The sequence below is a fragment of the Paraburkholderia sp. genome, from assembly GCF_036488795.1.
In the GTDB taxonomy this organism is placed as follows: Bacteria; Pseudomonadota; Gammaproteobacteria; order Burkholderiales; family Burkholderiaceae; genus Paraburkholderia.
On sequence record NZ_DASXHA010000139.1, the window covers coordinates 13,604 to 39,542 of the forward strand.

Here is a 25,939-nt window from a genome sequence, read left to right on the forward strand (position 1 = left end):
GCTGCTGCCGGAGGCGGCCCGTAACCGCCGCGCGCCGCGCATCAAACCGGCCAGAGCGGCCCTTCCTGCATCGCCCCAAGCTGCTCGCGCATCTCCAGGATGCGGTCTTCCCAATAGCGTTGAGTGTTGAACCACGGGAACGCCGCGGGAAATGCGGGATCGTCCCAACGGCGCGCGAGCCACGCCTGATAGTGGATGAGCCGCAACGTACGCAACGCTTCGATCAGATGCAGTTCGCGCGGCTCGAACTCGCAGAAGTCCTCGTATCCCGCCAGCAGGTCGGTCAGCGCGCGCGACGCCTCGCCGCGCTCGCCCGGCAGCAGCAGCCACAGATCCTGCACCGCCGGACCCATGCGGCTATCGTCGAAGTCGACGAAATGCGGACCCGCGTCGGTCCACAACACGTTGCTCGGATGGCAATCGCCGTGCATGCGGATGGCGCGTATGTCACCAGCCCGCTCGAACGCGCGCTCTACGCCGTCTAGCGCCAGATTCACCACGGTTTCCCAGGCGGTGCGCACATCGTCTGGCACGAAGCGGTGCGAAAGCAGAAAGTCGCGCGGCTCAAAACCGAAGGTTTGCAGATCGAGCGTGGGACGCGCCGTGTAGTCCTGCGTCTGCCCGACCGCGTGAATGCGTCCGATGAAACGGCCGAGCCATTCGAGCGTATCGCGCCGGTCGAGATCCGGCGCACGACCGCCGCGCCGCTCGAAGATGGAGAAGCGAAAATCACCGAACGTATGCAGTGAGCGGCCTTCGAAAACGCGCGCCGGGACCGCTGGAATTTCGCGCGCGGCAAGTTCCGCGACGAATGCGTGCTCTTCGAGAATCGCTTCGTCGGTCCAGCGCGCCGGCCGATAGAACTTCGCGACGACGGGCGGACCGTCTTCCACGCCGATCTGATAGACGCGGTTTTCGTAGCTGTTGAGTGGCAGCATGCGCCCGTCGGTGCGCACGCCCACCGTGCTCAGCACGCTGTCGATAGCGTCGAGCACACATTCCGGCGTCAGCCGGGCGAAAGGCACGGTACCGCCGGCACCGTCCTGATGATTCTGGGTTTCGTCGTTCATGCCCGCATTGTGCGCCGCGCCGCCGTCAAAGACGAGCGTGACGGCAATCACGCCGGGCATACACTACGTTCAGTGCACCTGCGCGCTGGACGGCCGCACGAGTTCACCCGTGTCGATCAGGTCTTCGAGGAAAAAGGGTTCCGTATTGAGTTGCGTCGACGTGCCGGGCTCACCGGCATACCAGGCCACCATCGCCATGTCGCCCAGAATGCGCATGACGATCCCGCGTGCGCCTTGAGGCACGGCGATATGCACGGATCGGACAATAGAACCGACTTGCATGATATTTCCCCGTTCTCCCATAGCCGGCTTTATGACAATCGTGCCGGTCGATGTGATGATAAAAAGCGCCGCTTCGCTGAAACGTTGCGCGCGCACCTGATTCCGTTCCGCGTCGCATGGGGCGCTGGTCCAGATCATTGTTGCCGTTTTACGCGTGGGGGGAAAGTAAAAATTAAGGGCACATGACCCCTCACTTCAACGAATTCCCTCTACATGTACCCACTAAACGCAAAACCTGTGGCCCTACTTTAACGCATCAAGATGAAGCCATCATAAACCCTGGCGCGGCGCTGCAATTAAATCATCTGCATCAAACGTTTGCGGTTTTTCGACATGCAGGACATGCAGATTGGGCACAGCATGGACGACGCAGGCAGCGTGCCTGATTTGCCCGGCCCGGAGGCGTCGCGCGCGCATTCGCGGTATCGTGCAGGATTTCGCATCGTGTAAGGAGATTGTTTCGTGACCGCATCGCCGGAATCCCACCGGACTGCTTCATCAGCTGTTCCTCCTTCCTCGGCGTCGGCCTCCGGCGTCCCTTATCTGGAACGCGGCACGCACGCATACTGGCGCGCCAGCGTCGCGCTGCTGTTCGCGGGCTACGCCACCTTTTCGCTGCTCTACTGCGTGCAGCCGCTGCTGCCGGCGTTCTCCGCCGCGTTCGACGTGAGTCCCGCACAAAGCAGTCTGTCGCTCTCGCTGACGACAGCCATGCTCGCCTTCGCGGTGTTCTTCGCCGGCTTCATCTCCGAGGGCTGGAGCCGCCATCGGTTAATGACCCTTTCACTGACCGTTTCGGCGCTGCTGACCGTCGCGGTGTCCGTGGCGCCGCAGTGGCATCAGCTGCTGCTCTTGCGTGCGCTCGAAGGGCTTGCGCTGGGCGGCGTGCCCGCCGTGGCGATGGCCTATCTCGCGGAAGAGGTGCACCCTGACGGACTCGGACTCGCCATGGGGCTGTATGTGGGCGGTACGGCGATCGGCGGCATGGCCGGACGGGTGATCACCGGCATCGTGGCGGATCTGTTTTCGTGGCGTGTCGCCATCGGCACGATTGGCGTGCTCGGCATTCTTTCGATGCTCGCGTTCCGCGCGCTGTTGCCGCCGTCGCGCCACTTCGTACCGCGCCGCGGTCTCGGCTTCACGCATCACTGGGCTGCGCTCGCACGGCAATTCAGGCGTCCAGGCTTGCCCCCGTTGTTCGTGATGGCGTTCGTGCTGATGGGCAGCTTTGTCACGCTCTACAACTACATCGGCTACCGGCTGCTCGCGCCTCCCTACCAGCTGAACCAGACTGCAATCGGCGGCATCTTCGTCGTGTATCTGACGGGCGTGGTCGCGTCGCCGTGGTCGGGCCGCATGGCCGACACGTTCGGCCGCGCACGCGTGCTGAGCGGCGGCATCGTCATCATGCTGATCGGCCTTGGACTCACGATGCTGCATCCAATCGCGGCAATCGCCGCCGGTATCGCGTGTGTGACGTTCGGCTTTTTTGCGGGTCACGCGGTGGCCAGCGGCTGGGTCGGACGGCTCGCGAAAGAAGCCAAAGGCCAGGCCGCCGCGCTGTACCTGCTCTCGTATTACCTCGGCTCGAGCGTCGTCGGTTCGTACGGCGGGCGTTTCTGGACGGCGCACGGGTGGAACGGTGTCGCCGGACTGGTCGGCGTCCTGCTGACACTCGGGTTGGTCGTTTCGCTGTGGTTGCGCGGTCGTGAGCGGATCGGCGCCGCATAACCGGTGACGAGGCGGCATTCACGCCCTCGACGAAAGCATGATGTAAGCGCGCGTCACCGTCATCCACACCTTCGCGGGCCCCTGGACGAGCCCGCAAAGTCCCGCCCGGCGCGCCTTCAGCGGCCTGCGAATAGACAACGCAGCGCAGCAATCCGTACCTACGGGAGCTGTACCGTCGCCTATACTCAGATCAAGCGTGGCAGCCCTATTACCCGTAAAAAAACCGCCGCTGACACCGCGAATACACCATAAGGAGACGAGCATGACGACCTACTTTACTATCGCCGACTTCGTTCTGATCATTCCGATGGCGCTAGCGGGCGCGCTGTTCGTCGGCGCGCTACCCTGCAAGACGGAACTCAGGCATAACATGTTCCGGCTGATCGGGGCGCTAATGGGTGTGGGAGTCGCATTTCTGCTGGTGGAAGGGCTGCCGGCGCTTGTCTAGCTGCGCGGACGGCACGTGCCTCACTGCGTCGTCGCGTCGAGCGGTCCTGGCCACTTGAACTGACGCAATGCGCTACGAAAATAGGCGGATTTGCCTGATTCGCCGGTTATGTCCTGCGCGTCGTGCAGGTCACGCTCAAGCGCGGGGAGCGCCGTCCAGGGCAAGGTGGGATGCTGATGATGCAATCGGTGTAGATGATGATTCATCAGCACACCTTGCCATATTCGCGACACACGAAAGTTACGCGCGCGTCCCGGTTCCTCGAGCGCCACGCCGTAATGCGGCAGATTATCTGCTAGTGAGAGCCACACCCCTCGCAGATACATCGTCACGGCCAGCACCGGCCACCAGACACCGTAAAGATAGAACGCAAGCGCAAACAGCCCGATGCTCAACAACGCGTCGCGCCGGATGCGCGCGCGGCGTCTCGGATCAGCTGCAAAACCGGCAAAGAGCCGCTGCACGTTGGCACCGACCGAGCCTTGCGCGCCGACGCCGCGCGCTACCAGCGCGCTCGCCCGTCGCGCGGGCACACACGCCAGCAGCGGCAAGCCGAGTTCGGCGAAGTAAAGGCCGCCGAGCAGGCGTCCGTAATAGGTCAACCGCGCACGCCAACGCGGCTGCGTCGCATCGAGCACATCAGGACGATCGAACGGCTCACGCGTAAAGCGGTGATGCATCAGGTGTCCGAAACGTACGGCATCGAACGGCAGCGCGAAGGCAATCGCCAGTGCGCGCGCGGCGGCTTCGTTTAGCTGCCGCCTGGCAAACAGTTGTCCGTGAATCGCCTCGTGGATCAGTCCCCAGTGTGTCGGCGTCAGCACCACCAGAGGCGCGATCAGCAGCATCGCGGGCGCGCCCCAGTGATGCAGCAGGTAAGGCAACGCGAACAGCTGCAGCACAGCTGCCAGCGTCACCACGGCCAGCAGGATGAGGTTGGCTCGGGCGTCGATAGCGACGCGTTGCTTCTTGCGTTGTGCCAAACGCGGTGGCGCGCACTCCGCCACCGTCGCACGCGTTGCCACTTCGGCCTGGGCAGCCGCGGGTGAGTCCATCTTTCCTCCGCCGGGACGATATCGCCGCGACGTTAGCAGCGCTGCGTGACAGCGGGAAGAATCGTCCGCCTGGCCAACCGTGCATCGCCCAAAGCTCGCGCCCATCAAGCGGAAAGCCGCCTTACGGCGGCTTTCCTGAGCAACGTGTGAGGCCTACCCGGTGGTCAGACTGCCTGATCCGTAGACGGCTTCTCCCACAGGTTCACGCCGCCTTCAGTCGCGTAGCGGTCGATCTCCGCCAGTTCCTCTTTCGAGAACTCCAGGTTTTTCAACGCACCCGCATTTTCGATAACCTGCTCCGGCTTGCTTGCGCCGATCAGCGCCGAGGTGACGCGTCCACCGCGCAGGGTCCACGCGAGCGCCATTTGCGCGAGACTCTGGCCGCGACGCTGGGCGATGTCGTTGAGCTTGCGCACATGCTCGATGTTCTGCGCGCTCAGATGATCCTGCTTGAGCGAGTCGCCGCCCGGTTTGTTGACACGGGCGTCGCCAGGCACGCCGTTCAGATACTTGCCGGTCAACAACCCCTGCGCCAGTGGCGTGAAGGCGATGCTGCCCGTGCCGAGATCTTCCAGCGTGTCCAGCAGGTCATGCTCGATCCAGCGGTTCAGCATGTTGTACGCCGGCTGATGAATCAGCAGCGGCACCTTGTATTCGGCGAGCAGCTTCGCCATCTCGCGCGTCTTGGCCGCCGAGTAGGACGAGATGCCGACGTAGAGCGCCTTGCCCTGTTGCACCGCGGTGGCCAGAGCGCCGGCGGTTTCTTCGAGCGGCGTATCAGCGTCGAAGCGATGCGAATAAAAAATATCGACGTACTCGAGCCCCATGCGCTGCAGGCTCTGGTCGAGGCTCGCGAGTACGTATTTGCGCGAGCCGCCGCCCTGCCCGTACGGGCCCGGCCACATATCCCAGCCGGCCTTCGACGAGATCAGCAGTTCGTCGCGATACGGTTTGAAATCTTCCTTGAACAGGCGCCCGAAATTGGTTTCGGCGCTGCCGTACGGCGGCCCGTAGTTGTTGGCGAGATCGAAGTGCGTGATGCCCAGATCAAACGCCGTGCGCAGGATTTCACGCTGGGTGGACAGCGGCGTCGTATCGCCGAAGTTGTGCCACAAGCCGAGCGATAGCGCCGGCAGTTTAAGACCCGACTTGCCGCAAACGCGGTACTGCATGTCCGAATAGCGTGCTGAAGCTGCTTCGTAAGCCATTGCTTGAATCCCTGATGAAAACGGAAGGAAAGGTCGCCGGGCGGCCGCAGTGTCGATTTTTATAATGCGGCGGAGCGCGGTTCAGTGCGGGTGAGACGAACCAACTATCTTAGCGAATCGTCGAACGGATTGCAGGCGCCCATTATGCGGGACGCAAATGGACGGCCCGCTGGCGCTCCCCTACACTGCGACGACTTGTCTACAGGAGGAAATTTATGACTAAAGCGATTTCGCTCGCGTTGATTGTTGGCGGCGTGGTGCTGCTGTACTTCGGCGGCCAGGCGTTCCATTCGCTGAGTAGCGACGTGTCGCGCGTTTTCACGGGTTCGCCGAGCAACAAGGCCATTTACCTGATTGCGGGCGGCGTGGTGGCCACGCTGGCGGGGCTGATCGGGCTGGCGACTTCGGGCGGTAAGCGCTAAACGCTCCGCGTACGATGCCCGTGTAGCAGGTGTTCAGCTCGTGCGGCGCAGGTATGCGGTTCAGGCGGGCCAGATGCGAGGCCCGCTTCGTCAACCGGGCATCAACCGGGCATCAACCGGATCAGAATGCCACTTCCGGCTTCGACGCCGAGCGCGAACCCGGTAACGGCACATTGCTCGCTCCGTGGTACGTGTACACGAGTGAAAACTTCACTTCGTCAGAGAGATTCTGGCCGGCCGAATGCAACGTGTTGCAGTGGAAGAACACCACGTCGCCGGGCTTGAGTTCCGGCGACACGGCCTTCTGGATCAACGCCTGGTTTTCCGGCAGATCCGAGCGGAAAAACTTCGCTTCATCAAACCGGTCGGACGTAAACGTCGCGTTGTGCGACTGCGGCACGAACCACAGCGCGCCGTTTTCCACCGTCTCCGGACCGAGGGCCAGCCATACTGAAACCAGATCGTCCCGCTCGAAAGACCAGTAGCGCACGTCGCGATGCCAGCCGGTCAAGCTGCCGTACGCGGGGTGCTTGGTCATCATGCAGTTGTGATGCGCTCGCGACAGGCGCGGCTCTTCACCGAAGTACAGTTCCATCCAGCCGCGGATTTCCGGCGCCGTGGCCCATTGCGCAAACGCAGGATGACGCCCGTAAGCGTCAAGCAGCCGCCGCACGGTGTGACCACCGGGCGCATGCTTGGACTCCGGCGCACCCGGATACTGGAGATCGGCTTCAAATTCGACGAGCGGCGCCGCTTCCTGCAACTGCTGCCGTGCGACCTGCTTCATTTGATCGCAGCGTTCCGGCGACACCAGTCCCGAAACGACGACAAAGCCCTGCTCCCGCAACATCTGGATTTGTTCTTTCTTTGATTGGACTGACATGGGTATTCCTGGGTATTTCCAGTACTTCTGCTGGCTGATCCTGAATTGTAAAACGGGCGTGAACGGCTGCGCCGCTTTTCCTGCGGTGCCGCTCGTGACCGCCAGTTTTCGGCGAAGCCGTCATGCCCGTTTCGGGGGCGGCACTGCACGCCTTTCGATCATAACTGACGGGGCCGGATGCATCGACTCCCCGCGAAAACCCTTATGCGCGAGGGTTAAAACGGACTTTCTGACGTCACGATTCGCGTGTAGCCTGCACCCATGTTGATTGCAATTCCCGCTGTTTCCCCGTGCGCCCGGCCTGAACAGGCCGTTGCCGCCACATCCGGTCAGTTACCAGGCTTGCGTACCACGCCCGCTGGCACATTTGGTGCTCATTTTTTCAGCACCTTCCTCCGCGCGACCCGCCGCCTATTCTCCAAGCCATGCACACTCTCCTGAGCACCCGTCTTTCCCGCGCCGCCCTGAAGGCCGCGCGTCCCGCGCGCCGCCATGTGATGCGCGCATTGCGCCACCATGCCACTCGCACCCGCGCGCTGGCCGGGCAGTGGCGTGAAGCCCGTCCGGTCGACGGCATCCGTACCTGGTTCCAGACTTTCTTTACGGCGCTGCGCTCGCAGGCCGGGTCCCGACGGTTCTCGCTGCGCACACTGTTGCGCAAGCCGACGCCGCTGCGCGCCCTGGCTGCGCCGCGCATTGCCGCACCGCGCAGCACGAGCCGCCGTCCACGCAGGATGGCCGCCAATTGCGAAGGCTGGTTCGGCTTCGCGAGCCGCTGAGCCAGAAGTAGAAGTAGCCTGCGTTCGCGGGAAATACACCGCTGCGGTTCGTCGCGGGTCGATGGCGGTGTTTACGTCAGACAATAGAAAAGCCCCGCACGGTGCGACACCGTGCGGGGCTTTTTTTACGGCAGCAGAGGCGCCGGCTTACAAGCTCGCTTAAGCGAGTGCAACCACCGGTTCCGTACCTGCAGCTTCAGCCAGGGCAAGCGCCTTGTCGGTCGCTTCCCACGTGAATTCCGGCTCTTCGCGGCCGAAGTGGCCGTAAGCGGCGCTCTTCTCGTAGATCGGACGCAGCAGGTCCAGCATCTGGATGATGCCCTTCGGACGCAGATCGAAGTGTTCCTGCACCAGACGCGTGATCGTTGCATCCGACACCCGGCCCGTGCCGAACGTGTTGACCATGACCGAGGTAGGCTGGGCCACGCCAATGGCGTACGACACCTGAATCAGGCAGCGCGAAGCCAGACCCGCGGCGACGATGTTCTTCGCCACGTAACGGCCGGCATAAGCGGCCGAACGGTCGACCTTCGACGGATCCTTGCCCGAGAAAGCGCCGCCGCCGTGCGGAGCAGCACCGCCGTACGTGTCGACGATGATCTTGCGGCCCGTCAGGCCGCAATCGCCTTGCGGGCCGCCAATCACGAAGCGGCCAGTCGGGTTCACCAGGAACTTGATGTCGCCCTTGATCAGCTCGGCCGGCAGGGTCGGCTTGATGACTTCTTCGATCACGGCTTCGCGCAACGTGTTCAGGTCGATGTCCGGCGAATGCTGCGTGGACAGCACGACGGTGTCGATAGCATGCGGCTTGCCGTCGACGTAGCGCACCGTGACCTGCGACTTCGCATCCGGACGCAGCCAGGGCAAGCGGCCGTCGCGGCGCAGGTTGGCCTGACGCTCGACCAGACGGTGCGACAGGTGGATCGGCAGCGGCATCAGTTCCGGGGTTTCTTCACACGCATAGCCGAACATCAGGCCCTGGTCACCCGCGCCCTGATCGAGGTTGTTGTCGTGTGCACGGTCGACGCCCTGCGCGATGTCCGGCGACTGCTTGTCGTACGCGACGAGCACCGCGCAACCGCGGTAGTCGATGCCGTAGTCCGTGTTGTCGTAACCGATACGCTTGATGGTGTTACGCGCAACCTGGATGTAATCCACGTTTGCCGTAGTGGTGATTTCACCGGCCAGCACGACCAGACCCGTGTTGCACAGCGTTTCAGCGGCAACGCGCGAGTATTTGTCCTGCGCGAGGATGGCGTCGAGGATGGCGTCGGAGATTTGGTCCGCGACCTTGTCCGGATGGCCTTCGGAAACGGATTCGGAGGTGAAGAGATAGTCGTTTGCCACGTTGCAGACTCCTGTTATGTGGTTACGGTTGAGTTTCACGTAGCCAGCTTCGGAAGCCTGAAGCGGCGACGCTTTAGCGGATTTCCTGACCGTTCGGCGCAGATCCGTGGATCGCGCCAATCAGCTTCGCCCCGCAAGTTGTCTATTAACTCGGCGAAGCCCTTATTATAGCGACTTCCTACATTTGTCACAGAGTACCCACGCGTGTTGTATCTCGACTCGTTCCTTTTCTTGACTGCAGTGTCGGCCAGCGCACACTGCGGAGCCCCGGCATGCTGAGCCGTCTCGGAGCGAAATTCGCCATCGGGCTGCTGAAACTTTTCGCGCTTTTGCCTTACGGCCTCATCGCCCGCCTCGGCGACGGGCTCGGCTGGCTCCTCTATCAGATCCCCAGCCGGCGCAGGCGCATCGTCCATATCAACCTGAAACTGTGCTTTCCCGAATGGGACGAGGCACGCCGTGAAGAAGTGGCGCAAAAGCATTTCCGGCACGCCATCCGCAGCTATCTGGAGCGCAGCGTTCAGTGGTTCGGTTCGGCAAAAAAGCTCGAAAAGCTGATCCAGCTCGATAGCGCGATCGACCTCACCGACCCGAATCTACCGCCCACGCTGTTTCTCGGCTTTCACTTCGTGGGCATCGAGGCCGGTTCGATCTTCCTGAACTATTCGTTGAAGCGCCAATGCGGCTCGCTGTATCAGCCCATGTCGAACCCCGAGCTCGAAGAAGTCGCCAAGGCGGCGCGCGCCCGCTTCGGCGCGGACATGGCGAGCCGCGCCGACAGTGCGCGCATCGTGCTGCGCTGGCTGCGCGACCGGAAGCCGGTGATGCTTGGCGCGGACATGGACTACGGCATGCGCAACTCGACCTTCGTGCCGTTTTTCGGCGTGCCGACCTGCACGCTCACGGCGGTCGGACGGCTCGCAAAGGTGGGTCAGGCGCAGGTGGTACCGTTCATAGGCGAAGTGCTGCCGAACTACAAGGGCTACCGCCTCAAGGTGTTCAAGCGGTGGGAAAACTACCCCACCGGCGACGACGAAGTCGACGCGCGCCGCATGAACGCGTTTCTCGAAGAGCAGATTCCCCATATGCCGGAACAGTATTATTGGGTGCACAAGCGCTTCAAGACGCGGCCGCCGGGCGTACCGAGCGTGTACTGAAGCGTGGGTGCGGCAAACATCTGAGCAATCCGAAGCGGCGTTCGACGCACCGCTGTGCGAGTCACTTACAATAGCGAGATGAAACTGAAATTCACCAAGATGCACGGCGCGGGCAACGACTTTGTCGTGCTCGACGGCTTTACGCAGCCGCTCAAGCTGAGCGCGGAGCAGGTGCGCGCGCTCGCCGACCGGCACTTCGGTGTCGGCGCGGATCAACTGCTGCTGGTTGAAAAGCCGACCATCGAAGGTGTGGATTTCAGGTACCGCATCTTCAATTGCGACGGCGGCGAGGTCGAGCACTGCGGCAACGGCGCACGCTGCTTCGTCAAGTTCGTGCGCGACACGCGCCTCACCGACAAGCGCAGCGTGCGCGTCCAGGTGCAAAACGGCGTGATTACCTTGACGATGCAGGAGAACGGCGAGGTGATGGTCGACATGGGCGCGCCCGTGTTCGAACCGGCCCGTGTGCCGTTCGACCCGAGCGGCCTCGAAGGCCGCCGCGAAGGCGGCGACACGCTCTGGCCGCTCGACGTGAACGGCGCCACGCGCTGGATTTCGGTCGTTTCAATGGGCAATCCGCACGCGGTGCAAGTGGTAGACGACGTCGAAGCGTTCCCGGTGCGGGTGGACGGTCCGGTGATAGAACGTCACGCGCGTTTTCCGCAGAAAGTGAACGCCGGCTTCATGCAGATCGTCGCGCGCAACGAGGTCAAACTGCGCGTCTACGAGCGCGGCGCCGGCGAAACCCTGGCGTGCGGCACAGGCGCCTGCGCCGCGGTCGCGGCCGGCATCCGCCGCGGTCTGCTCGATTCGCCGGTGAAAGTGCACACCCACGGCGGTACCCTGACCATTTCCTGGAACGGCGAACATGACACCGCGCCGCTCCTGATGGCGGGTCCGGCCGCCACCGTCTTCGAAGGCGAAATCGAATTGGCCGACTGAGTCACTTGTCCTGCCCGCCCGCTGAATGAGCCGTTGCATTGCCGACCTTATTGACCGATTCGCCCCTCTGAGGGCGTAGTCCTTTAGCCGAAACCATGAACGATCGCGAAGTCGCCGAATACCTGCTTGCCAACCCCGAATTCTTCGCCGAACACGCGGAAATGCTCGCGACAATCCGGCTCGCGAACCCGCACGGCAAAGCCGCGGTCTCGCTGCAGGAACGGCAGATGGAAATGCTGCGCGACAAGAACAAGGTGCTCGAACGGCGTCTTGCCGAACTGCTGCGTTATGGCCACGAGAACGACAGCATCGCGTCCAAGTTCAACCGCTGGACCACGCTCGTGCTAGCCGAGCGCGATCCCTATGCGCTGCCGCGCACGATCGCCACCGGTTTGCGCGACATTTTCGACATGCCGCAAGCGGCACTGCGCGTATGGGATGTCGCCGAGCCGTACACCCAGGCCGACTTCGCGCGCCACGTCGGAGAGGAAGTACGCATCTTCGCGAATAGCCTGGCTACGCCTTACTGCGGCGCCAATACCGGCTTCGAAGCCGCACAATGGCTTGCGCCGGCGGTCATGGCCGTGCCCGCGGAAGGCAGCGGCGCACCCGAAGCCGCGCCGTCGACCGAATCGATTGCACTGCTGGCGCTGCGCGACCCCAATGGCAAGGAAGATGCCCCGACCTTCGGTTTGCTGGTGATGGGCTCGCCCGATGCGCGCCGCTTTCACGACGGCATGGCCACCGACTTCCTCACGCAGATCGCCGCGCTCGCCAGTGCGGCGCTGAGCCGCCTGCTGCCGCGTTAAACCCAACCGCCACGGCCCGAACGCCGCGCCCACCACGTGACCACTGCCGACCCGATCGCCGACTACCTGTCGAACCTCGAACACGAGCGGCGGCTCTCGGCGCATACGCTGCGCGGCTACACGCACGAGCTGGATGAATTGAAGCAGCTGGCCAAGGGCCGGCCGCTCGAAAGCCTGAGCGCAACCGACATTCGCGGCGCGGTGTCCAGAGCGCACGCCGGCGGTCTGACGGCACGCTCGATCAGTCATCGCCTGTCGGCGTGGCGCGCGTTTTACCGGTGGCTTGCCGGACGCGTCGATCTGCCGGCCAATCCGGTCGCGACGGTGCGGGCGCCGAAGCAGCCGAAAACGCTGCCCAAAGCACTCTCGGTCGACGACGCCAACCGGCTGATGGAAGCGCCCGCCGCCGGCACCCCCGAAGGGCTGCGCGATCACGCCATCCTCGAACTGTTTTATTCGTCGGGCCTGCGCCTCGCCGAACTGGTCGGCCTCGACGCCCGCTTCGCCGATGCCGACGGCTATCGTTCCGCCGGCTGGCTCAAGCTCGATTCGGCGGAAGTCGAGGTGCTCGGCAAGGGCAACCGGCGCCGCGTCGTGCCGGTCGGCAGCAAGGCGCTCGACGCCTTGCGCGCGTGGCTCGAAGTGCGCGGAGAATTCGTCAAACACGATCCGCATCCGCTGTTCCTGTCGGTGCGCGGCAACCGGATGTCGCCGAACATCGTGCGCGAACGCGTGAAACGCATGGCGCTGGTCGCCGGCATTCCCGCCAACGTCCATCCGCACGTGCTGCGTCACTCGTTCGCCACGCATGTGCTGCAGTCCAGCGGCGATCTGCGCGCCGTGCAGGAGCTGCTCGGCCACGCCAGCATCACCGCGACCCAGGTTTATACCGGGCTTGATTTCCAGCATCTGGCGCACGTCTACGATCAGGCGCATCCGCGCGCCAAAAAACGCGACTGAGACGGCCCGTCTCGAGGCGCATTGGCAAGCCGCCGAAGGCCGCGCCGGATAGTTCGCTGCCATCCATCTCGCCGTCTTGTGCGGCAGATTGTTCTGCTGAAACCCTCACGAAGTGAAGTCATGAATACCGTTACGCTCAAACCGTCGAAAGAAAAGTCGCTGCTGCGCCGCCATCCATGGGTTTATGCGACGGCCATTGACCGCGTCGACGGCAAGCCGGCGGCGGGCGCCACCGTGCTCGTGCGCTCCTACGACGGCCGCTTCCTGGCACGCGCTGCCTACAGCCCGCATTCGCAGATTCGCGCACGGGTCTGGAGCTTCGACGAGGCCGAGCCGATCGACCACGCCTTCTTCAAACGCCGCGTGCAGCGCGCCGTCGAACACCGCCGCGCGATGATCCACGACACGGGCGCCATACGGCTCATCTTCGGCGAAGCGGACGGATTGCCCGGGCTGATCGTCGATCACTACGTCGCTGACGCGGCCGGGCAGCGCAGCCAGCTCGTCTGCCAGTTCATGGCCACGGGCGTCGAGGCGTGGAAAGAGGCGATCGTCGCCGCGTTGATCGACGCGACCGGCTGCCCGAACGTCTACGAACGCTCGGACGTGTCGATCCGCGAAAAGGAAGGCCTCGAACAGGTCACCGGCGTGCTGGCGGGCGATCCGCCGTCGGACCCGCTGATCGCCATGGAAAACGGCGTGCGCTATCACGTGGATGTGCGCAATGGCCACAAGACCGGCTTTTACGTCGATCAGCGCGACAACCGGGCGCTCGTGCAGCAGCTCGCGCAAGATCGCGAAGTGCTGAACTGCTTTTGCTATACCGGCGGCTTTTCGCTGGCGGCGCTCAGGGGCGGCGCGAGGCGCGTGGTGTCGATCGATTCGTCCGGCGAGGCGCTGGCGCTCGCGCAGCAGAACGTCGCCGCCAACGGGTTCGACGCGGGACGCGCGAGCTGGCTCGACGCCGACGCGTTCAAGACGCTGCGCCGCTTGCACGACGAAGGCGAGCGTTTCGACCTGGTGGTGCTGGATCCGCCGAAATTCGCGCCGTCGCGCGAGCACGTGGACCGCGCCTCGCGCGCCTACAAGGACATCAACCTGACCGGCCTCAAGCTTCTGCGCCCGGGCGGCCTGCTCTTCACGTACTCATGCTCGGGCGCGATCGATGCCGAGCTGTTCCAGAAGATCGTCGCCGGCGCGGCCGCCGATGCGCGCGTCGACGCGCGCATCCTGAAGCGGCTTGGCGCCGGAGTCGATCATCCGTTGCTGACGGCATTCCCGGAAGGCGAGTATCTGAAAGGCCTATTGTTGCAAATCGCCTGATCGCCCATAGTTTCGGAATATTTCCGCGCGGTGGCGGGTTCGCACCCTGGTTTGCGACGCGCCGCCAGCAGTGGCTTGACAGATATGTTTCAATAACCGATCAGCTCGAACGACGCGGGCCTGCCCGCCGCCTTCGACGCAGCACTCCGATTTACGAACAATACAGGCGACCACCATGATTCCCGTCACTATCCTGACCGGCTTCCTCGGCAGCGGCAAAACCACGCTGCTCAAGCGCATCCTGAATGAAAAGCACGGCATGAAGATCGCCGTGATCGAGAACGAGTTCGGCGAAGAAAACATCGACAACGAAATTCTCGTCCAGGACGCCAACGAGCAGATCATCCAGATGAGCAACGGCTGCATCTGCTGTACGATCCGCGGCGATCTGGCGCGCGTGCTGAGCGATCTGGCAGCGAAAAAGCAGGCTGGCGAGCTGGATTTCGACCGTGTCGTGATCGAAACCACGGGCCTCGCGAATCCGGGCCCGGTCGCGCAGACGTTCTTTATGGATAACGAAATTGCCGACGAATTCCTGCTCGACGCGATCATCACGCTGGTCGACGCGAAGCACGCCGGTCACCAGCTGGACGAGCACGAAGTGGTGCAGCGCCAGGTCGGTTTCGCCGACCGCCTGTTCATCACAAAGTCGGATCTGATCGACGAAAAGACCATGGGCGACCTGCGCCATCGCCTGCTGCACATGAACCCGCGGGCAGCCATCAAGGTGGTGAACTTCGGCGAGGCCGACATCAAGGAAATCTTCGACCTGCGCGGCTTCAACCTGAACGCCAAGCTCGAGATCGACCCGGACTTCCTCGCCGAAGACGAGCACGACCATGCGCACCACGATCACGCGCATGATCACGGCCACGATCATGACCACAGTGACGACCACGCAAATTGCGATCACGAGCACGGTCAGTGCGATCACGAAGGACATGACCACGCGCATCACCACCACGCGCATCACGACGACAAGATCAAATCGTTCGTGTTTCGCAGCGAGCGGCCGTTCGATCCGAACAAGCTGGAAGATTTTCTCGGCGGCATTCTGCAGATCTATGGCGAGCGCCTGTTGCGCTACAAGGGCGTGCTCTACATGAAGGGCGTCGACCGCAAGGTGGTGTTCCAGGGCGTCCATCAGATGATGGGCAGCGACCTCGCCGCGAAGTGGCAGCCGGTCGAAAAGAAGAACAGCAAGATGGTGTTCATCGGCATCGAACTGCCGCAAGACCTGATCACCGACGGTCTGAGCGCCTGCCTCGCCTGAGCGTCAATGCGGGAATGAAAGCTGCTGCCGGGTCGGGAAACGTCCCGACCCGGCCGAAAGCGCGTTGAAGACATACAAATCATGTAAAGCGCGTGAAAACCCTGTTGCAGGAAACGTGCGCGCCCATCGCTTTTTAGCCGTGCGCGCGTTATATTTTCAGGATATCGGCGGGCAACGGGCCGGAATTCTCCTGCTTGCCGTGCCGGATTCTGATTCAGTTACAATACGTGCCCACTGGAGAATGAGAACGATTGCCCGGTTAGCGCGTAATCCGCGCCGGGCCTGACACGGCGCCGGAAAACCTTGTCCGGGAAGCAGCACGCCGAGAAGCTGGCTGGCGTATCGCCTCGGGAGGCACGCCGCTGGTAAAGCATTGCCTCAGGAGCATTTGAAGATCGTTTCCAGAGGAGTTCGGCCCCGCATCAGCGCCCGACGCTTCGGCGTCACGACAGCCCACCGTCCGTGTTCGCCTGCGCTCGAAGAGCGTATTCGAGGCGCCTTTGCGGGCAACACGGAAGTGCGGGCAACCTGTAAGAGTTTTGCCTCACATTGAAGAAGCACGCCAGATGACGACGAAACGACTCTTGACCGAAGCCGAAATCCTGAAGATGAGCGACAAGGATTACATGAACGAGGATCAGCTCGCTTTCTTCAAGAACAAGCTTGAACAGCTGCAGGCGGAAATTCTCCGCAATGCTGGCCAGACGACCGAAAACCTCCGCGAAACCGTGATTGTGCCGGACCCGGCCGATCGCGCGACGATCGAGGAAGAGCATGCGCTGGAACTGCGCACGCGCGACCGCGAACGCAAGCTGCTGAAGAAAGTCCAGCAATCGCTTGCGCGGATTGAATCGGGCGAATACGGCTGGTGCGAAGAAACCGGTGAGCCAATTGGCATTCCGCGTATGCTCGCCCGGCCCACGGCCACCCTGTCGCTCGAAGCGCAGGAACGCCGCGAACTGCGCCAGAAGCTGTTCGGCGACTGATCGCCCGCGGCGCGGCTCGGGCCCGCGCCCTATTACGCTGCTTCGTCGAGAGGCGCACGGTGAACTGTGCGCCTTTTTTCTTTTGCTTCGGGGTTCTTGCTGCCATCCGCGCGGCCCCCGAGCGGCGCCTGGCGGTGCCATATTCCCCCCCTGATCCGGCTTTTGCCGGGTTTTTCGGCTTAGGCCATCCGGCTAGCTCTTGATATGACCGCGCACGCCCTAAAATAAACCGGACATGCGTTGCACGAGCGCGCCCGCCGCCGTCTAACTGGTTCCGACAGCTTGATAACGGCTCGATGGCGCGCACCGTCCGCTCGATCGGATTCAAGCGGCAGCGCTTCGGCGCTTCCCTGTCCTACCTGTTTTGCAAAAGGAACGCATATGGAGCAATTTCACGGCACGACGATCGTCTCCGTGCGGCGCGGCGACCAGGTCGCCCTCGGCGGCGATGGCCAGGTCACATTAGGCAATATCGTCATGAAAGGCGGCGCCAGGAAGGTCCGGCGCATCTATAACGGCCAGGTGCTGGTTGGATTTGCCGGCGGCACGGCTGACGCCTTCTCGCTGCTCGACCGCTTCGAAGCGAAGCTCGAAAAACACCAGGGCAACCTGACGCGCTCGGCCGTCGAACTCGCCAAAGACTGGCGCACCGACCGCATGCTGCGCCGGCTGGAAGCCATGCTGATTGCCGCGGACGCGCACACCACGCTCGTCATCACCGGCAACGGCGACGTGCTCGACCCGGAGGGCGGCATCTGCGCAATCGGCTCCGGCGGCGCGTACGCGCAGGCCGCGGCCAAGGCGCTCACCGACAACACTGAATTGTCGCCGCGCGAGATCGTCGAAAAATCATTGGAGATTGCCGGCGACATGTGCATCTACACGAATCACAACCGCGTTATCGAGACAATCGGCTAAGGACAAGGACCCACGATGAGCACCATGACTCCCGCCGAGATCGTCTCGGAACTCGACAAGCACATCATCGGCCAGGGCCGCGCGAAGAAAGCCGTAGCCGTCGCGCTACGCAACCGCTGGCGCCGTCAGCAGGTTGGCGAGCCGCTGCGCCAGGAAATCACGCCGAAGAACATTCTGATGATCGGACCGACCGGCGTCGGCAAGACGGAAATCGCCCGGCGTCTGGCCAAGCTCGCGGACGCGCCGTTCATCAAGATCGAAGCCACCAAGTTCACGGAAGTGGGCTACGTGGGCCGCGATGTGGACAGCATCGTACGCGACCTGATTGAAATCTCGGTCAAACAGACGCGCGAGACCGAAATGCGCAAGGTGCGCACCAAGGCCGAAGACCAGGCGGAAGACCGCATTCTCGACATCCTGCTGCCCAGCGCGCGGCCGGCCGGCTTCGGCACCAGCTCGAGCGCGGCCGACACCGCGGACGAAGGCAGCAGCACACGCCAGACGTTCCGCAAGCGCCTGCGCGAGGGCCTGCTGGACGACAAGGAAATCGAACTCGACGTCGAGCTGCCGCAAGTGGGCATGGACATCATGGGGCCGCCCGGCATGGAAGACATGACCGAGCAGATCCGGTCGATGTTCGCCAATATCGGCGGCGGCAAGAAAACACGTCGCAAGCTGAAGGTCAAGGAAGCGCTGAAGGTCCTGACGGATGAAGAAGCCGCCAAGATGCTCAACGACGAGGAAGTGAAGACCAGGGCCGTGCAGAATGTCGAGCAAAACGGCATTGTGTTCCTCGACGAAATCGACAAGATCGCTTCGCGCAGCGAAGCCGGCGGCGGAGAAGTATCGCGTCAGGGCGTGCAGCGCGATTTGCTGCCGCTCGTCGAAGGCACGACGATCAACACCAAGTACGGCATGGTGAAAACCGATCACATTCTGTTCATCGCCAGCGGCGCCTTTCACCTCGCGAAGCCGAGCGACCTGATCCCCGAACTGCAGGGCCGCTTCCCGATTCGCGTCGAACTCGACTCGCTGTCGGTGAAGGACTTCGAATCAATTCTGGTCTCCACCGACGCAAGCCTCGTCAAGCAATACCAAGCACTGCTCGCGACCGAAGACGTGCACCTCGACTTCGCCGAGGACGGCATCCGCCGCCTCGCGGAAATCGCCTTCTCGGTAAACGAGAAGACCGAGAATATCGGTGCGCGCCGGCTCTATACGGTGATCGAAAAGCTGCTCGAAGAAGTGTCGTTTGCAGCCGGCAATCATGCGGGCAGCACCGTCAGGATCGACGCGGCCTATGTGGATCGCGCACTGAACGAAGTCGCGGAAGACGAGGACCTGTCGCGCTACGTCCTGTGACGCTATAACGCTGACCATGTTGCGGTTCTGGATGCCGAAAAGAGTTTCATGAATAGCACCGGCTTCACTCACCAGAACGACTAGACGCAACGATTCGCCGCAGCGGGCGGAGCATGGCGTGAAGCAAAGCAAAGGGCGGTCTTGCAGAAGACCGCCCTTATTCATTTCCGTCCCTGCCGCACCGCAAAAGCCGCGCGCGTCGCCTACTGCTTTACCGGACGCTTCGCCAGCTTGCGCTGCAAGGTCCGGCGGTGCATGTTCAACGCGCGCGCCGTGGCGGAAATGTTGCCGCCGTGCTCGGCCAGCACGCGCTGGATGTGCTCCCACTCCAGCCGCGCCACCGAAAGCGGCGTGGGGTGCTCGATCGCCTCGTCGGCCTGAATCGCGCTCGCTTCGCTTTGCAGTGCCGAGAGAATCGTCTCGACGTTGGCCGGCTTCGCGAGGTAGTTGTCGGCGCCGTCTTTCACTGCCTGCACCGCCGTGGCAATGCTCGCGTAACCGGTGAGCACCAGCATCCGCGCATCCGGCTGCAACTCGCGCAAAGGCGCTACCAGCGTCAGTCCAGAATCATTGCCCAGGTGCAAATCCACCGTGATTTGCCCGAACTTCTGCTGATTCGCGAGCTTGATCGCCTCGTCGGCGTTATGCGCCTCCGCCACCGTATAGCCGCGTCGCGTCAGTCCGCGTGCGAGGATGCCGGAGAACACTTCGTCGTCGTCGATCACCAGAAAATTCATATCGCTCATGCCTGTTTCTCCGTATTGTTTGACGCGGCGCCCTGTTGGCCCGCATCTGATGATTGATGGCCCGCCACCGGTAGCCGCAGCACCGCGCGGGTGCCTGGCGGCTTGATGCCGCTCACGTCGGTCAATTCGATCGAGCCGCCGAGCCGCGCCGCCGCCGAAAACGCCAGATACAACCCGACGCCATGGCCGCCCTGAGTACTGTCGACCGGCATCGCCCCGAGCGAGCCGCGCAATGACGCCGGGATGCCGGGGCCGGCGTCGCACACTTCGAAAACGATTCCGTCGCCCTGCGGCGAGAGCGTCGCCGCCAGCGTCACGTGATCGCGGCTGGCGCGCGCGGCGTTGTCGAGCAGGATCGTGAGAATCTGGCTGACCGCGACGGTATCGTCAAGGATAAGCCCGGGGGGCGGCGTGCCGAGCCGCTCGAACTTGACGTGCGGATGCCGCAGCCGCCACTGCTGCGCGAACGATTCGAGCCATTCGCCGACCGGCTGCCGGCTGCCCGGCGTCGATGCCCGCGAGCGCAGCCGTGCCAGCGCCGAGGTACACAGCGACATTTGCTGCTCGAGCAATTCGAGATCTGCCGTGTAGGGAGCGAGGCCCTTGTCGCTGCGCGCGGCGTCGCGCAATTCTTCGGAGAGCATCGCAATCGTCGATAGCGGCGTACCGATCTCGTGCGCGACCGTCGCCGCCTGCACGCCGAGCGCCACCGCGCGCTCGTCGCGCAGCAGCCGCTGTTGCGCATCGCCCAGCGCGGCGTCGCGCAGACGCAAGGCCCGCGACATCCGCGCGACGAACCATGCGATCAGCCCAACGCTGACCGTGAAGTTCACCCACATCCCGGCGCGGTAGTACTCGAACAGATTGGCCGGATTGTCGAGATTCAGCGGCACCGAATCGAAACCGAGTACTCCGTAGCAGGCCACGGCAAACGCGGCGAGCCACAACATCAGATGCCACGGCAACACGGCCGCGGCGATCGCCAGAGACGGCAGGTACAACGACACAAATGGATTGGTCGTGCCGCCGGAAAGAAACAACAAGGCAGACAACGCGCCGAGGTCGACCCAGAGCTGCCCGAACAGTTCGAGACTGGATTCGGGGCGCTGTTTTGCGACGCGAATCCACGTCAGGCCGTTGAAGATCACTTCGAGGCCGATCACGAGCAGCATGGCCGGCAGCGGCAAGTGCACGCCGATAAAAATCTGGACCGCCGCAATGGTCATCAGCTGGCCGATGATCGCCAGACTGCGCAGCCAGAACAGATGTCCCAGGTTGACCCGGCCGGTATTGGTTATACGATGCATGAAACGAGTTTACCTGTTCGGAGTTGTCCGAGATGCAGCGCGGGGCTTGGGCGATACCATCGCCTGCCAGACCAGATTTGCGATACAGCGCCCGGACAAATCCATGCCGCGTTTGATTTCCGACCCCGGCCACCCTGCGTGGCCCGCCTTCCTGACCTATCTGCAGCGTGCTGCCGCCGCGCAGCAAAACGGCCTGGCCGAAGCGCGCTCTATCTGGCTGGAGGCCGCCACCTTGCTGCAGGCGCTCGACCATGGGGCAATCAGTCCGGTCATCGCCGGGCTGCTGCAGCAACACCGCCATCACGACGCCATCGCACTCGCCGCCATTATTGCCCAACTCCAACCCCATAATGCCTTCGCGAGCTTTCAGCTGGGCTACGCGCTGCAGATGGTGACTCGTCACCATGATGCAATTGCGGCGTATCGTCGCGCACTCGTTCTGGATCCCGAACTGCCGCAGTTGCGCAACAATCTGGCCGGCGCACTTGCGATAACGGGGGGCGACGTCGCCGAGCAGGTTGCGCTGCTGGAAAGCGCCGTCACCGCCGATCCCGCCAATAGCGACGCGTGGACCAATCTGGCCCAGGCGAGCCGCTTCGCGATGAATCTGCCGCGCGCATTAGCCGCAGGCCAGCGCGCTCTTGAACTGGCGCCGGACAGTCCGATGGCGCTGAACAACTATGCGCTGGCGCTCAAGGAAGCGCAACGCTGGGACGACGCCGGGCGGCTCGCCGAAGCCGCCTGCGAACGCGCGCCCAACGACGCGACACTGCGTTGCAATCTGGCCATGCTCTACCTGGTGCGCGGCGCGCATGAACGCGGCTGGTCAGCCCACGAGGCGCGCTGGCAAGGCTCGCTGGAACTGGGCGGCAACCGTCCCGCGATGCCTGTCCCGCAATGGCAGGGTGAGCCGCTCGCAGGCAAAACGCTGCTGCTCTGGGGCGAACAGGGCATGGGCGACCTGCTGCAGTGCTGCCGTTTCGTCCCGCAGCTTGCCGCGCGGGTTCACGCGGAAGGCGGGCGGATTCTGTGGAATTCGTTTCCACAGATGGGCGCGCTTCTCGAGCGCAGCCTCGCACAACACGTAGACGGTTATTCGGCGGGCGGCGGTGTCGAGTCGCTGCCGCCATTCGACTACGAGATTCCGCTGCTGAGCGTGCCGTATGTGCTCGGCACCCGCGCAGATACGGTTCCGGGCGCGGTGCCTTACCTGCATCCGGATGCCGGGGCCAGCGCGTCCTGGCGGGCACGCCTCGCCGGCGAAAAGCGGCTCAAAGTCGGCCTCGCGTGGACCGGCAGTCTGAATCACCAGCGCAATCCGTTCCGGCGTGTGGGCTGGGAGCGTTACGCAAACGCCTTCGCGGCAATCGATGGCGTGGCGTTCTATTCGTTGCAGCATGGCGCAGCGGCCGACGTCGCCGCTGCCCGTGCAGCCGGCCTGGAGATGAGCGACTACAGCGCCGGGCTGAGCAATTTCGACGACACCGCGGCCTTTGTCAGCGCGCTCGATCTGGTGATCACCGTCTGTACTTCGGTGGCGCATCTGAGCGGCGCGATTGGCCGGCGCACGTGGGTACTGCTCGACGTCAATCCGCACTGGACATGGCTGCTGGAGCGACGCGACAGCCCCTGGTATCCGGACGTCACGCTGTACCGCCAGCCGCAGTTCGGCCAATGGGAACCGGTGCTGGAAGTCGTTGCGCGGGATCTGGCGGCGCTTGCATTGCGCGGAGCTTAGCGTCCATTGGGCGCCTCAGGCTGCTGCAGACCGCTGCAGGCCGCTGCAGAAAGCTGCAGGAAGCTGAGGCGAAGGTGCCACAAGGTTAGCCGCTCAGTTCGTTCCTGCGCCTGGCTCGCCTGCAACGTGAACCCTGGCAATTTCAGCCGCGAGACACTCCGGACACAGGCAGCGGCCGCCCGGCTCCAGCCGGTCAGCGGGCAAGGCAGGCATCGATTTGCACCAGCAGGCCGCGGCCGGCTGGGTTCGCATCCCGCAGTCGAAAGCGTTGCCGCAACGCGGGCAGCGCGCACTCCTGGCAGCCACTTTGGAGGTAAGCGGATTCATAACGATCCAGGACGTATCACCGGACATCCGGTAAGGAAATGATGCCACGTCCACCGAAACTAAAGAAAGCGTCGCTTGCGGGCCTCTGCCACGGCACCACCCGCGCGCCGTCGCGTTGCGCGCCCCCTGTCGGCCCCGTGTCCCAGCCGTTCATTGCGCACTGCGGCATCGCACCAACGCTGGCCGTTCGGCCAGGTGTGGAAAACCCTGTTGCACCGCGCCAGTCCTGTACAATTCGCCGTGTTTCAACTGTTCCGTGCCCGAGCCCTGCCGCCATGTCCGAAATTCCCGACCTCTCGCAGATCGCGCCCACCCTGAAGGCTGAAATTCTGGCCGAGGCGCTGCCCTACATTCGCCAATATCACGGTAAAACCGTGGTCATCAAATACGGCGGCAATGCGATGACCGAAGAGCGTCTGAAGCAAGGCTTCGCGCGCGACGTGATTCTGCTGAAGCTGGTCGGTATCAACCCGGTCATCGTGCACGGTGGCGGTCCGCAGATCGACCAGGCACTCAAGAAAATCGGCAAGCAAGGCACCTTCATCCAGGGCATGCGCGTCACGGACGAAGAGACGATGGAAGTCGTCGAATGGGTGCTCGGCGGCGAAGTGCAGCAGGACATCGTCACGCTGATCAACCACTTCGGCGGCCATGCCGTGGGTCTGACCGGCAAAGACGGCGGCCTGATTCACGCACGCAAGATGCTGATGCCGGATCGTGAAAACCCCGGCCAGTATGTCGACATCGGCCAGGTCGGCGAAGTCGAGGCCATCAACCCGGCCGTCGTGAAAGCGCTGCAGGACGACGCGTTCATTCCGGTCATTTCGCCCATCGGTTTCGGCGAAGACGGCCTGTCGTACAACATCAACGCGGATCTGGTCGCGGGCAAGCTGGCGGTCGTGCTGAATGCCGAAAAACTCGTGATGATGACCAACATCCCCGGCGTGATGGACAAGGAAGGCAACCTGCTGACCGATCTGTCCGCGCGGGAAATCGACTCGCTGTTCGCCGACGGCACCATCTCCGGCGGCATGCTGCCGAAGATCTCCTCGGCGCTCGACGCGGCGAAGAGCGGCGTGCGCTCGGTGCACATCATCGACGGCCGGATCGAACACTCGGTACTGCTCGAAATCCTGACCGAACAGCCGTTCGGCACGATGATCCGCTCCCATTAAGCATGCTTCGAAGCGCGGCACGCAGTCATCGTGTGCCGCGCGTGCCGCGGGTCTGTCCCGCGCTATTCCCTTTTTCTCCCGCCGCAAGCATGATGAATTGCTGGCGCCCGCTCGCTGATTCAAAGCAGCGGCGCCACGAACCCGGTCCGGCTTTTCACCCTCATGCGCACCTTCCCTTCCAGACACGCTAAACGCCGTCGGCCTCACGTCGCAGGCGGCAGTCCGGTCTGGCTGTTCGATCTCGACAACACGCTGCATCACGCGTCGTACGCGATCTTTCCGGCCATCAATAAAGCGATGACGCAGTACATCATCGACACGCTGCAGGTGGATCGCGCCGAAGCCAACCGCCTGCGCACCGGCTACACGCAGCGCTACGGCGCGACGCTGCTCGGCCTCGCGCGCCATCATCCAATCGACCCGCACCATTTCCTGAAGGTGGTGCACGACTTCCCCGATCTGCGTTCGATGCTGCGCAGCGAGCGCGGCCTCGCGCGTCTCATCGCCGGGCTGCCGGGCCGTAAGATCGTGCTGACCAACGCGCCGGAAGCCTATGCGCGCGACGTGCTGGTGGAACTGGGCATCGAGCGGCTGTTCGAGCGCGTAATCGCCATCGAGCACATGCGCGATCGACGCGGCTGGCGTGCGAAACCCGACGCGAGCATGCTGCGCCGGGCGATGCGCGACGCACAGGTGCCGCTCGCCGATGCCATCCTCGTCGAAGATACCCGCTCGCATCTGAAGAACTATCGGCGACTGGGCATCCGCACGGTGTGGATCGTCGGGCATCTGCCGAGTCAGGCGCGCGTGGAAGGCCTGCCCGGCCGTTTGCCGGGCACTGGCCGTCCGCACTATGTCGACCGTCGCATTCGTTCGCTAAAATCGCTTGGATCGGGCAATCGCCCGGTGCGACCGAAGGGACGACAGACATGCAACCGGATCACAAGCATGACGAAGCCGTAACCGAAGAGCAGCCAGCCACGACCAGCACCCGCGCCGCACGCCTGAAACCGGGCGAGCGTCGCGTCCATATCCTGCAGACGCTCGCGACCATGCTGGAGGCGCCGAAGAACGAGAAGATCACCACCGCGGCGCTGGCGGGGCGTCTCGGCGTATCGGAGGCGGCGCTCTACCGGCATTTCGCCAGCAAGGCGCAAATGTTCGAGGCATTGATCGAGTTCATCGAACAGTCCATCTTCGGGCTGATCAACCAGATCGTGACCAAAGAGCCGAACGGCGTGCTCCAGGCCCGTTCGATCGCGTTGATGCTGCTCAGTTTTTCCGCCAAAAATCCCGGCATGACGCGCGTGCTGACATGCGAAGCCCTGGTGGGCGAACACGAGCGGCTCACCGAACGCGTCAACCAGTTGCTCGAGCGTGTCGAAGCGTCGCTCAAGCAATGTTTGCGGCTTGGCCTGATGGACGCCAATGCGCAGGCGCAGGCGCAGGCCCATGCCCATCCTCAAAGCGGTGCGCCAGCGCAAGACACGCTCGTGCCGCTGCCGTCGGATTACGATCCCGCGATACGTGCGAGCCTTTTGCTCAGCTACATCATTGGCCGCTGGCATCGTTATGTGCGCAGCGGCTTTGCACGCAATCCCGCCGACCACGCCGACGCTCAGCTAAGATTGATTCTTCAGTAGTCCGCTGGAGTCGTGCATGCTCGCCCGACTAGTCGCTGTGCGGCAACG

The 25,939-nt window shown here is 63.3% G+C and carries 26 protein-coding genes; 17 read left to right on the forward strand and 9 right to left on the reverse strand.

The window, feature by feature from the left end; translation table 11 throughout:
• Window positions 1-41 precede the first annotated feature (41 nt).
• Both VGH41_RS20325 and VGH41_RS20330 read right to left on the reverse strand, forming a co-directional pair.
• Window positions 42-1,070 carry a serine/threonine protein kinase gene (locus VGH41_RS20325; protein ID WP_331599388.1) on the reverse strand — a complete coding sequence of 343 codons (1,029 nt, stop codon included), beginning with the start codon at window positions 1,068-1,070 and terminating at the stop codon, window positions 42-44.
• A gap of 69 nt (window positions 1,071-1,139) precedes the next feature.
• Window positions 1,140-1,352: a hypothetical protein gene (locus VGH41_RS20330; protein ID WP_331599389.1), complete on the reverse strand. Its 213-nt coding sequence runs from the start codon at window positions 1,350-1,352 to the stop codon at window positions 1,140-1,142.
• Window positions 1,353-1,814: 462 nt separating this feature from the next.
• Here VGH41_RS20330 and VGH41_RS20335 point away from each other — a divergent pair, with 462 nt between their 5' ends.
• Both VGH41_RS20335 and VGH41_RS20340 read left to right on the forward strand, forming a co-directional pair.
• Complete coding sequence (locus tag VGH41_RS20335; RefSeq protein ID WP_331599340.1) at window positions 1,815-3,083, forward strand: MFS transporter; 1,269 nt, start codon at window positions 1,815-1,817, stop codon at window positions 3,081-3,083.
• Window positions 3,084-3,345: 262 nt separating this feature from the next.
• Window positions 3,346-3,531 carry a hypothetical protein gene (locus VGH41_RS20340; protein ID WP_331599341.1) on the forward strand — a complete coding sequence of 62 codons (186 nt, stop codon included), beginning with the start codon at window positions 3,346-3,348 and terminating at the stop codon, window positions 3,529-3,531.
• A gap of 20 nt (window positions 3,532-3,551) precedes the next feature.
• On the opposite strand, the gene VGH41_RS20345 is transcribed toward VGH41_RS20340, so the two are convergent.
• On the reverse strand, window positions 3,552-4,586 hold the full coding sequence (locus tag VGH41_RS20345; RefSeq protein WP_331599342.1) for a fatty acid desaturase: 1,035 nt from the start codon (window positions 4,584-4,586) through the stop codon (window positions 3,552-3,554).
• 164 nt (window positions 4,587-4,750) lie between these two features.
• The gene (gene mgrA / locus VGH41_RS20350) at window positions 4,751-5,794 is read right to left on the reverse strand and encodes an L-glyceraldehyde 3-phosphate reductase (RefSeq protein WP_331599343.1); all 1,044 of its coding nucleotides are present in this window, start codon (window positions 5,792-5,794) and stop codon (window positions 4,751-4,753) included.
• A gap of 215 nt (window positions 5,795-6,009) precedes the next feature.
• Between mgrA and VGH41_RS20355 the strand changes: the two genes are divergently transcribed.
• A complete protein-coding gene (locus VGH41_RS20355; RefSeq protein ID WP_331599344.1) occupies window positions 6,010-6,216 on the forward strand; it encodes a DUF3185 family protein in 207 nt (68 codons plus the stop codon).
• A gap of 121 nt (window positions 6,217-6,337) precedes the next feature.
• Here VGH41_RS20355 and VGH41_RS20360 read toward each other — a convergent pair whose 3' ends face one another.
• Window positions 6,338-7,099 (reverse strand): phytanoyl-CoA dioxygenase family protein, encoded by a 762-nt coding sequence (locus VGH41_RS20360; protein WP_331599345.1) that lies wholly within the window; start codon window positions 7,097-7,099, stop codon window positions 6,338-6,340.
• Between the two features lie 425 nt (window positions 7,100-7,524).
• Here VGH41_RS20360 and VGH41_RS20365 point away from each other — a divergent pair, with 425 nt between their 5' ends.
• The gene (locus VGH41_RS20365) at window positions 7,525-7,878 is read left to right on the forward strand and encodes a hypothetical protein (RefSeq protein WP_331599347.1); all 354 of its coding nucleotides are present in this window, start codon (window positions 7,525-7,527) and stop codon (window positions 7,876-7,878) included.
• 159 nt (window positions 7,879-8,037) lie between these two features.
• Here VGH41_RS20365 and metK read toward each other — a convergent pair whose 3' ends face one another.
• The gene (gene metK, locus VGH41_RS20370) at window positions 8,038-9,225 is read right to left on the reverse strand and encodes a methionine adenosyltransferase (RefSeq protein ID WP_331599348.1); all 1,188 of its coding nucleotides are present in this window, start codon (window positions 9,223-9,225) and stop codon (window positions 8,038-8,040) included.
• Between the two features lie 272 nt (window positions 9,226-9,497).
• Here metK and VGH41_RS20375 point away from each other — a divergent pair, with 272 nt between their 5' ends.
• From VGH41_RS20375 to hslU, 9 genes are all read left to right on the forward strand, one after another.
• A complete protein-coding gene (locus VGH41_RS20375) occupies window positions 9,498-10,382 on the forward strand; it encodes a lipid A biosynthesis lauroyl acyltransferase (RefSeq protein ID WP_331599349.1) in 885 nt (294 codons plus the stop codon).
• Between the two features lie 78 nt (window positions 10,383-10,460).
• Entirely contained in the window at window positions 10,461-11,324 is an 864-nt protein-coding gene (gene dapF, locus VGH41_RS20380; protein WP_331599350.1) for a diaminopimelate epimerase, read from the forward strand.
• 95 nt (window positions 11,325-11,419) lie between these two features.
• Window positions 11,420-12,133 carry a DUF484 family protein gene (locus VGH41_RS20385; protein ID WP_331599351.1) on the forward strand — a complete coding sequence of 238 codons (714 nt, stop codon included), beginning with the start codon at window positions 11,420-11,422 and terminating at the stop codon, window positions 12,131-12,133.
• A 36-nt stretch (window positions 12,134-12,169) separates the two neighbouring features.
• Window positions 12,170-13,093 carry a tyrosine recombinase XerC gene (gene xerC / locus VGH41_RS20390; protein WP_331599353.1) on the forward strand — a complete coding sequence of 308 codons (924 nt, stop codon included), beginning with the start codon at window positions 12,170-12,172 and terminating at the stop codon, window positions 13,091-13,093.
• Between the two features lie 120 nt (window positions 13,094-13,213).
• Window positions 13,214-14,416, forward strand: a complete 1,203-nt coding sequence (locus VGH41_RS20395) for a class I SAM-dependent rRNA methyltransferase (protein ID WP_331599354.1) — start codon at window positions 13,214-13,216, stop codon at window positions 14,414-14,416.
• Window positions 14,417-14,591: 175 nt separating this feature from the next.
• Entirely contained in the window at window positions 14,592-15,689 is a 1,098-nt protein-coding gene (locus tag VGH41_RS20400; RefSeq protein ID WP_331599355.1) for a GTP-binding protein, read from the forward strand.
• A 566-nt stretch (window positions 15,690-16,255) separates the two neighbouring features.
• Entirely contained in the window at window positions 16,256-16,675 is a 420-nt protein-coding gene (dksA, locus tag VGH41_RS20405) for an RNA polymerase-binding protein DksA (protein WP_090680821.1), read from the forward strand.
• Window positions 16,676-17,056: 381 nt separating this feature from the next.
• Window positions 17,057-17,593, forward strand: a complete 537-nt coding sequence (gene hslV, locus VGH41_RS20410; protein WP_331599357.1) for an ATP-dependent protease subunit HslV — start codon at window positions 17,057-17,059, stop codon at window positions 17,591-17,593.
• Between the two features lie 15 nt (window positions 17,594-17,608).
• The gene (gene hslU / locus VGH41_RS20415; RefSeq protein WP_331599358.1) at window positions 17,609-18,955 is read left to right on the forward strand and encodes an ATP-dependent protease ATPase subunit HslU; all 1,347 of its coding nucleotides are present in this window, start codon (window positions 17,609-17,611) and stop codon (window positions 18,953-18,955) included.
• A 203-nt stretch (window positions 18,956-19,158) separates the two neighbouring features.
• On the opposite strand, the gene VGH41_RS20420 is transcribed toward hslU, so the two are convergent.
• Both VGH41_RS20420 and VGH41_RS20425 read right to left on the reverse strand, forming a co-directional pair.
• On the reverse strand, window positions 19,159-19,701 hold the full coding sequence (locus tag VGH41_RS20420; RefSeq protein ID WP_331599359.1) for a response regulator transcription factor: 543 nt from the start codon (window positions 19,699-19,701) through the stop codon (window positions 19,159-19,161).
• Window positions 19,698-21,008, reverse strand: a complete 1,311-nt coding sequence (locus VGH41_RS20425; RefSeq protein ID WP_331599360.1) for an ATP-binding protein — start codon at window positions 21,006-21,008, stop codon at window positions 19,698-19,700. The genes VGH41_RS20420 and VGH41_RS20425 overlap by 4 nt, the downstream gene beginning before the upstream one ends.
• 103 nt (window positions 21,009-21,111) lie before the next feature.
• On the opposite strand from VGH41_RS20425, the gene VGH41_RS20430 reads away from it, so the two are divergent.
• Entirely contained in the window at window positions 21,112-22,746 is a 1,635-nt protein-coding gene (locus VGH41_RS20430; protein WP_331599361.1) for a hypothetical protein, read from the forward strand.
• A 93-nt stretch (window positions 22,747-22,839) separates the two neighbouring features.
• On the opposite strand, the gene VGH41_RS20435 is transcribed toward VGH41_RS20430, so the two are convergent.
• Window positions 22,840-23,073, reverse strand: coding sequence for a cysteine-rich CWC family protein (locus VGH41_RS20435; RefSeq protein WP_331599362.1), 234 nt, complete (start codon window positions 23,071-23,073; stop codon window positions 22,840-22,842).
• Window positions 23,074-23,348: 275 nt separating this feature from the next.
• On the opposite strand from VGH41_RS20435, the gene argB reads away from it, so the two are divergent.
• The 3 genes from argB (at window position 23,349) to slmA (ending at window position 25,891) form a co-directional block, all read left to right on the forward strand.
• The gene (gene argB, locus VGH41_RS20440) at window positions 23,349-24,248 is read left to right on the forward strand and encodes an acetylglutamate kinase (RefSeq protein WP_074301089.1); all 900 of its coding nucleotides are present in this window, start codon (window positions 23,349-23,351) and stop codon (window positions 24,246-24,248) included.
• Window positions 24,249-24,410: 162 nt separating this feature from the next.
• Complete coding sequence (locus VGH41_RS20445; RefSeq protein WP_331599363.1) at window positions 24,411-25,211, forward strand: pyrimidine 5'-nucleotidase; 801 nt, start codon at window positions 24,411-24,413, stop codon at window positions 25,209-25,211.
• Entirely contained in the window at window positions 25,178-25,891 is a 714-nt protein-coding gene (gene slmA / locus VGH41_RS20450) for a nucleoid occlusion factor SlmA (protein WP_331599364.1), read from the forward strand. The genes VGH41_RS20445 and slmA overlap by 34 nt, the downstream gene beginning before the upstream one ends.
• Window positions 25,892-25,939 lie beyond the last annotated feature (48 nt).

Excerpts from the sequence above, each read along its gene's own strand:
- VGH41_RS20345 (WP_331599342.1), bottom strand. The coding sequence starts at position 4,586 with ATGGACTCACCCGCGGCTGCCCAGGCCGAAGTGGCAACGCGTGCGACG.
- hslU (WP_331599358.1), top strand. The coding sequence starts at position 17,609 with ATGAGCACCATGACTCCCGCCGAGATCGTCTCGGAACTCGACAAGCAC.
- mgrA (WP_331599343.1), bottom strand. The coding sequence starts at position 5,794 with ATGGCTTACGAAGCAGCTTCAGCACGCTATTCGGACATGCAGTACCGC.
- hslV (WP_331599357.1), top strand. The coding sequence starts at position 17,057 with ATGGAGCAATTTCACGGCACGACGATCGTCTCCGTGCGGCGCGGCGAC.
- VGH41_RS20340 (WP_331599341.1), top strand. The coding sequence starts at position 3,346 with ATGACGACCTACTTTACTATCGCCGACTTCGTTCTGATCATTCCGATG.
- VGH41_RS20365 (WP_331599347.1), top strand. The coding sequence starts at position 7,525 with ATGCACACTCTCCTGAGCACCCGTCTTTCCCGCGCCGCCCTGAAGGCC.
- dksA (WP_090680821.1), top strand. The coding sequence starts at position 16,256 with ATGACGACGAAACGACTCTTGACCGAAGCCGAAATCCTGAAGATGAGC.
- VGH41_RS20375 (WP_331599349.1), top strand. The coding sequence starts at position 9,498 with ATGCTGAGCCGTCTCGGAGCGAAATTCGCCATCGGGCTGCTGAAACTT.
- VGH41_RS20360 (WP_331599345.1), bottom strand. The coding sequence starts at position 7,099 with ATGTCAGTCCAATCAAAGAAAGAACAAATCCAGATGTTGCGGGAGCAG.
- VGH41_RS20400 (WP_331599355.1), top strand. The coding sequence starts at position 14,592 with ATGATTCCCGTCACTATCCTGACCGGCTTCCTCGGCAGCGGCAAAACC.
- VGH41_RS20425 (WP_331599360.1), bottom strand. The coding sequence starts at position 21,008 with ATGCATCGTATAACCAATACCGGCCGGGTCAACCTGGGACATCTGTTC.
- VGH41_RS20435 (WP_331599362.1), bottom strand. The coding sequence starts at position 23,073 with ATGAATCCGCTTACCTCCAAAGTGGCTGCCAGGAGTGCGCGCTGCCCG.
- VGH41_RS20330 (WP_331599389.1), bottom strand. The coding sequence starts at position 1,352 with ATGCAAGTCGGTTCTATTGTCCGATCCGTGCATATCGCCGTGCCTCAA.
- VGH41_RS20445 (WP_331599363.1), top strand. The coding sequence starts at position 24,411 with ATGCGCACCTTCCCTTCCAGACACGCTAAACGCCGTCGGCCTCACGTC.
- argB (WP_074301089.1), top strand. The coding sequence starts at position 23,349 with ATGTCCGAAATTCCCGACCTCTCGCAGATCGCGCCCACCCTGAAGGCT.
- VGH41_RS20395 (WP_331599354.1), top strand. The coding sequence starts at position 13,214 with ATGAATACCGTTACGCTCAAACCGTCGAAAGAAAAGTCGCTGCTGCGC.
- VGH41_RS20430 (WP_331599361.1), top strand. The coding sequence starts at position 21,112 with ATGCCGCGTTTGATTTCCGACCCCGGCCACCCTGCGTGGCCCGCCTTC.
- VGH41_RS20420 (WP_331599359.1), bottom strand. The coding sequence starts at position 19,701 with ATGAGCGATATGAATTTTCTGGTGATCGACGACGACGAAGTGTTCTCC.
- VGH41_RS20385 (WP_331599351.1), top strand. The coding sequence starts at position 11,420 with ATGAACGATCGCGAAGTCGCCGAATACCTGCTTGCCAACCCCGAATTC.
- VGH41_RS20325 (WP_331599388.1), bottom strand. The coding sequence starts at position 1,070 with ATGAACGACGAAACCCAGAATCATCAGGACGGTGCCGGCGGTACCGTG.
- dapF (WP_331599350.1), top strand. The coding sequence starts at position 10,461 with ATGAAACTGAAATTCACCAAGATGCACGGCGCGGGCAACGACTTTGTC.
- slmA (WP_331599364.1), top strand. The coding sequence starts at position 25,178 with ATGCAACCGGATCACAAGCATGACGAAGCCGTAACCGAAGAGCAGCCA.
- VGH41_RS20355 (WP_331599344.1), top strand. The coding sequence starts at position 6,010 with ATGACTAAAGCGATTTCGCTCGCGTTGATTGTTGGCGGCGTGGTGCTG.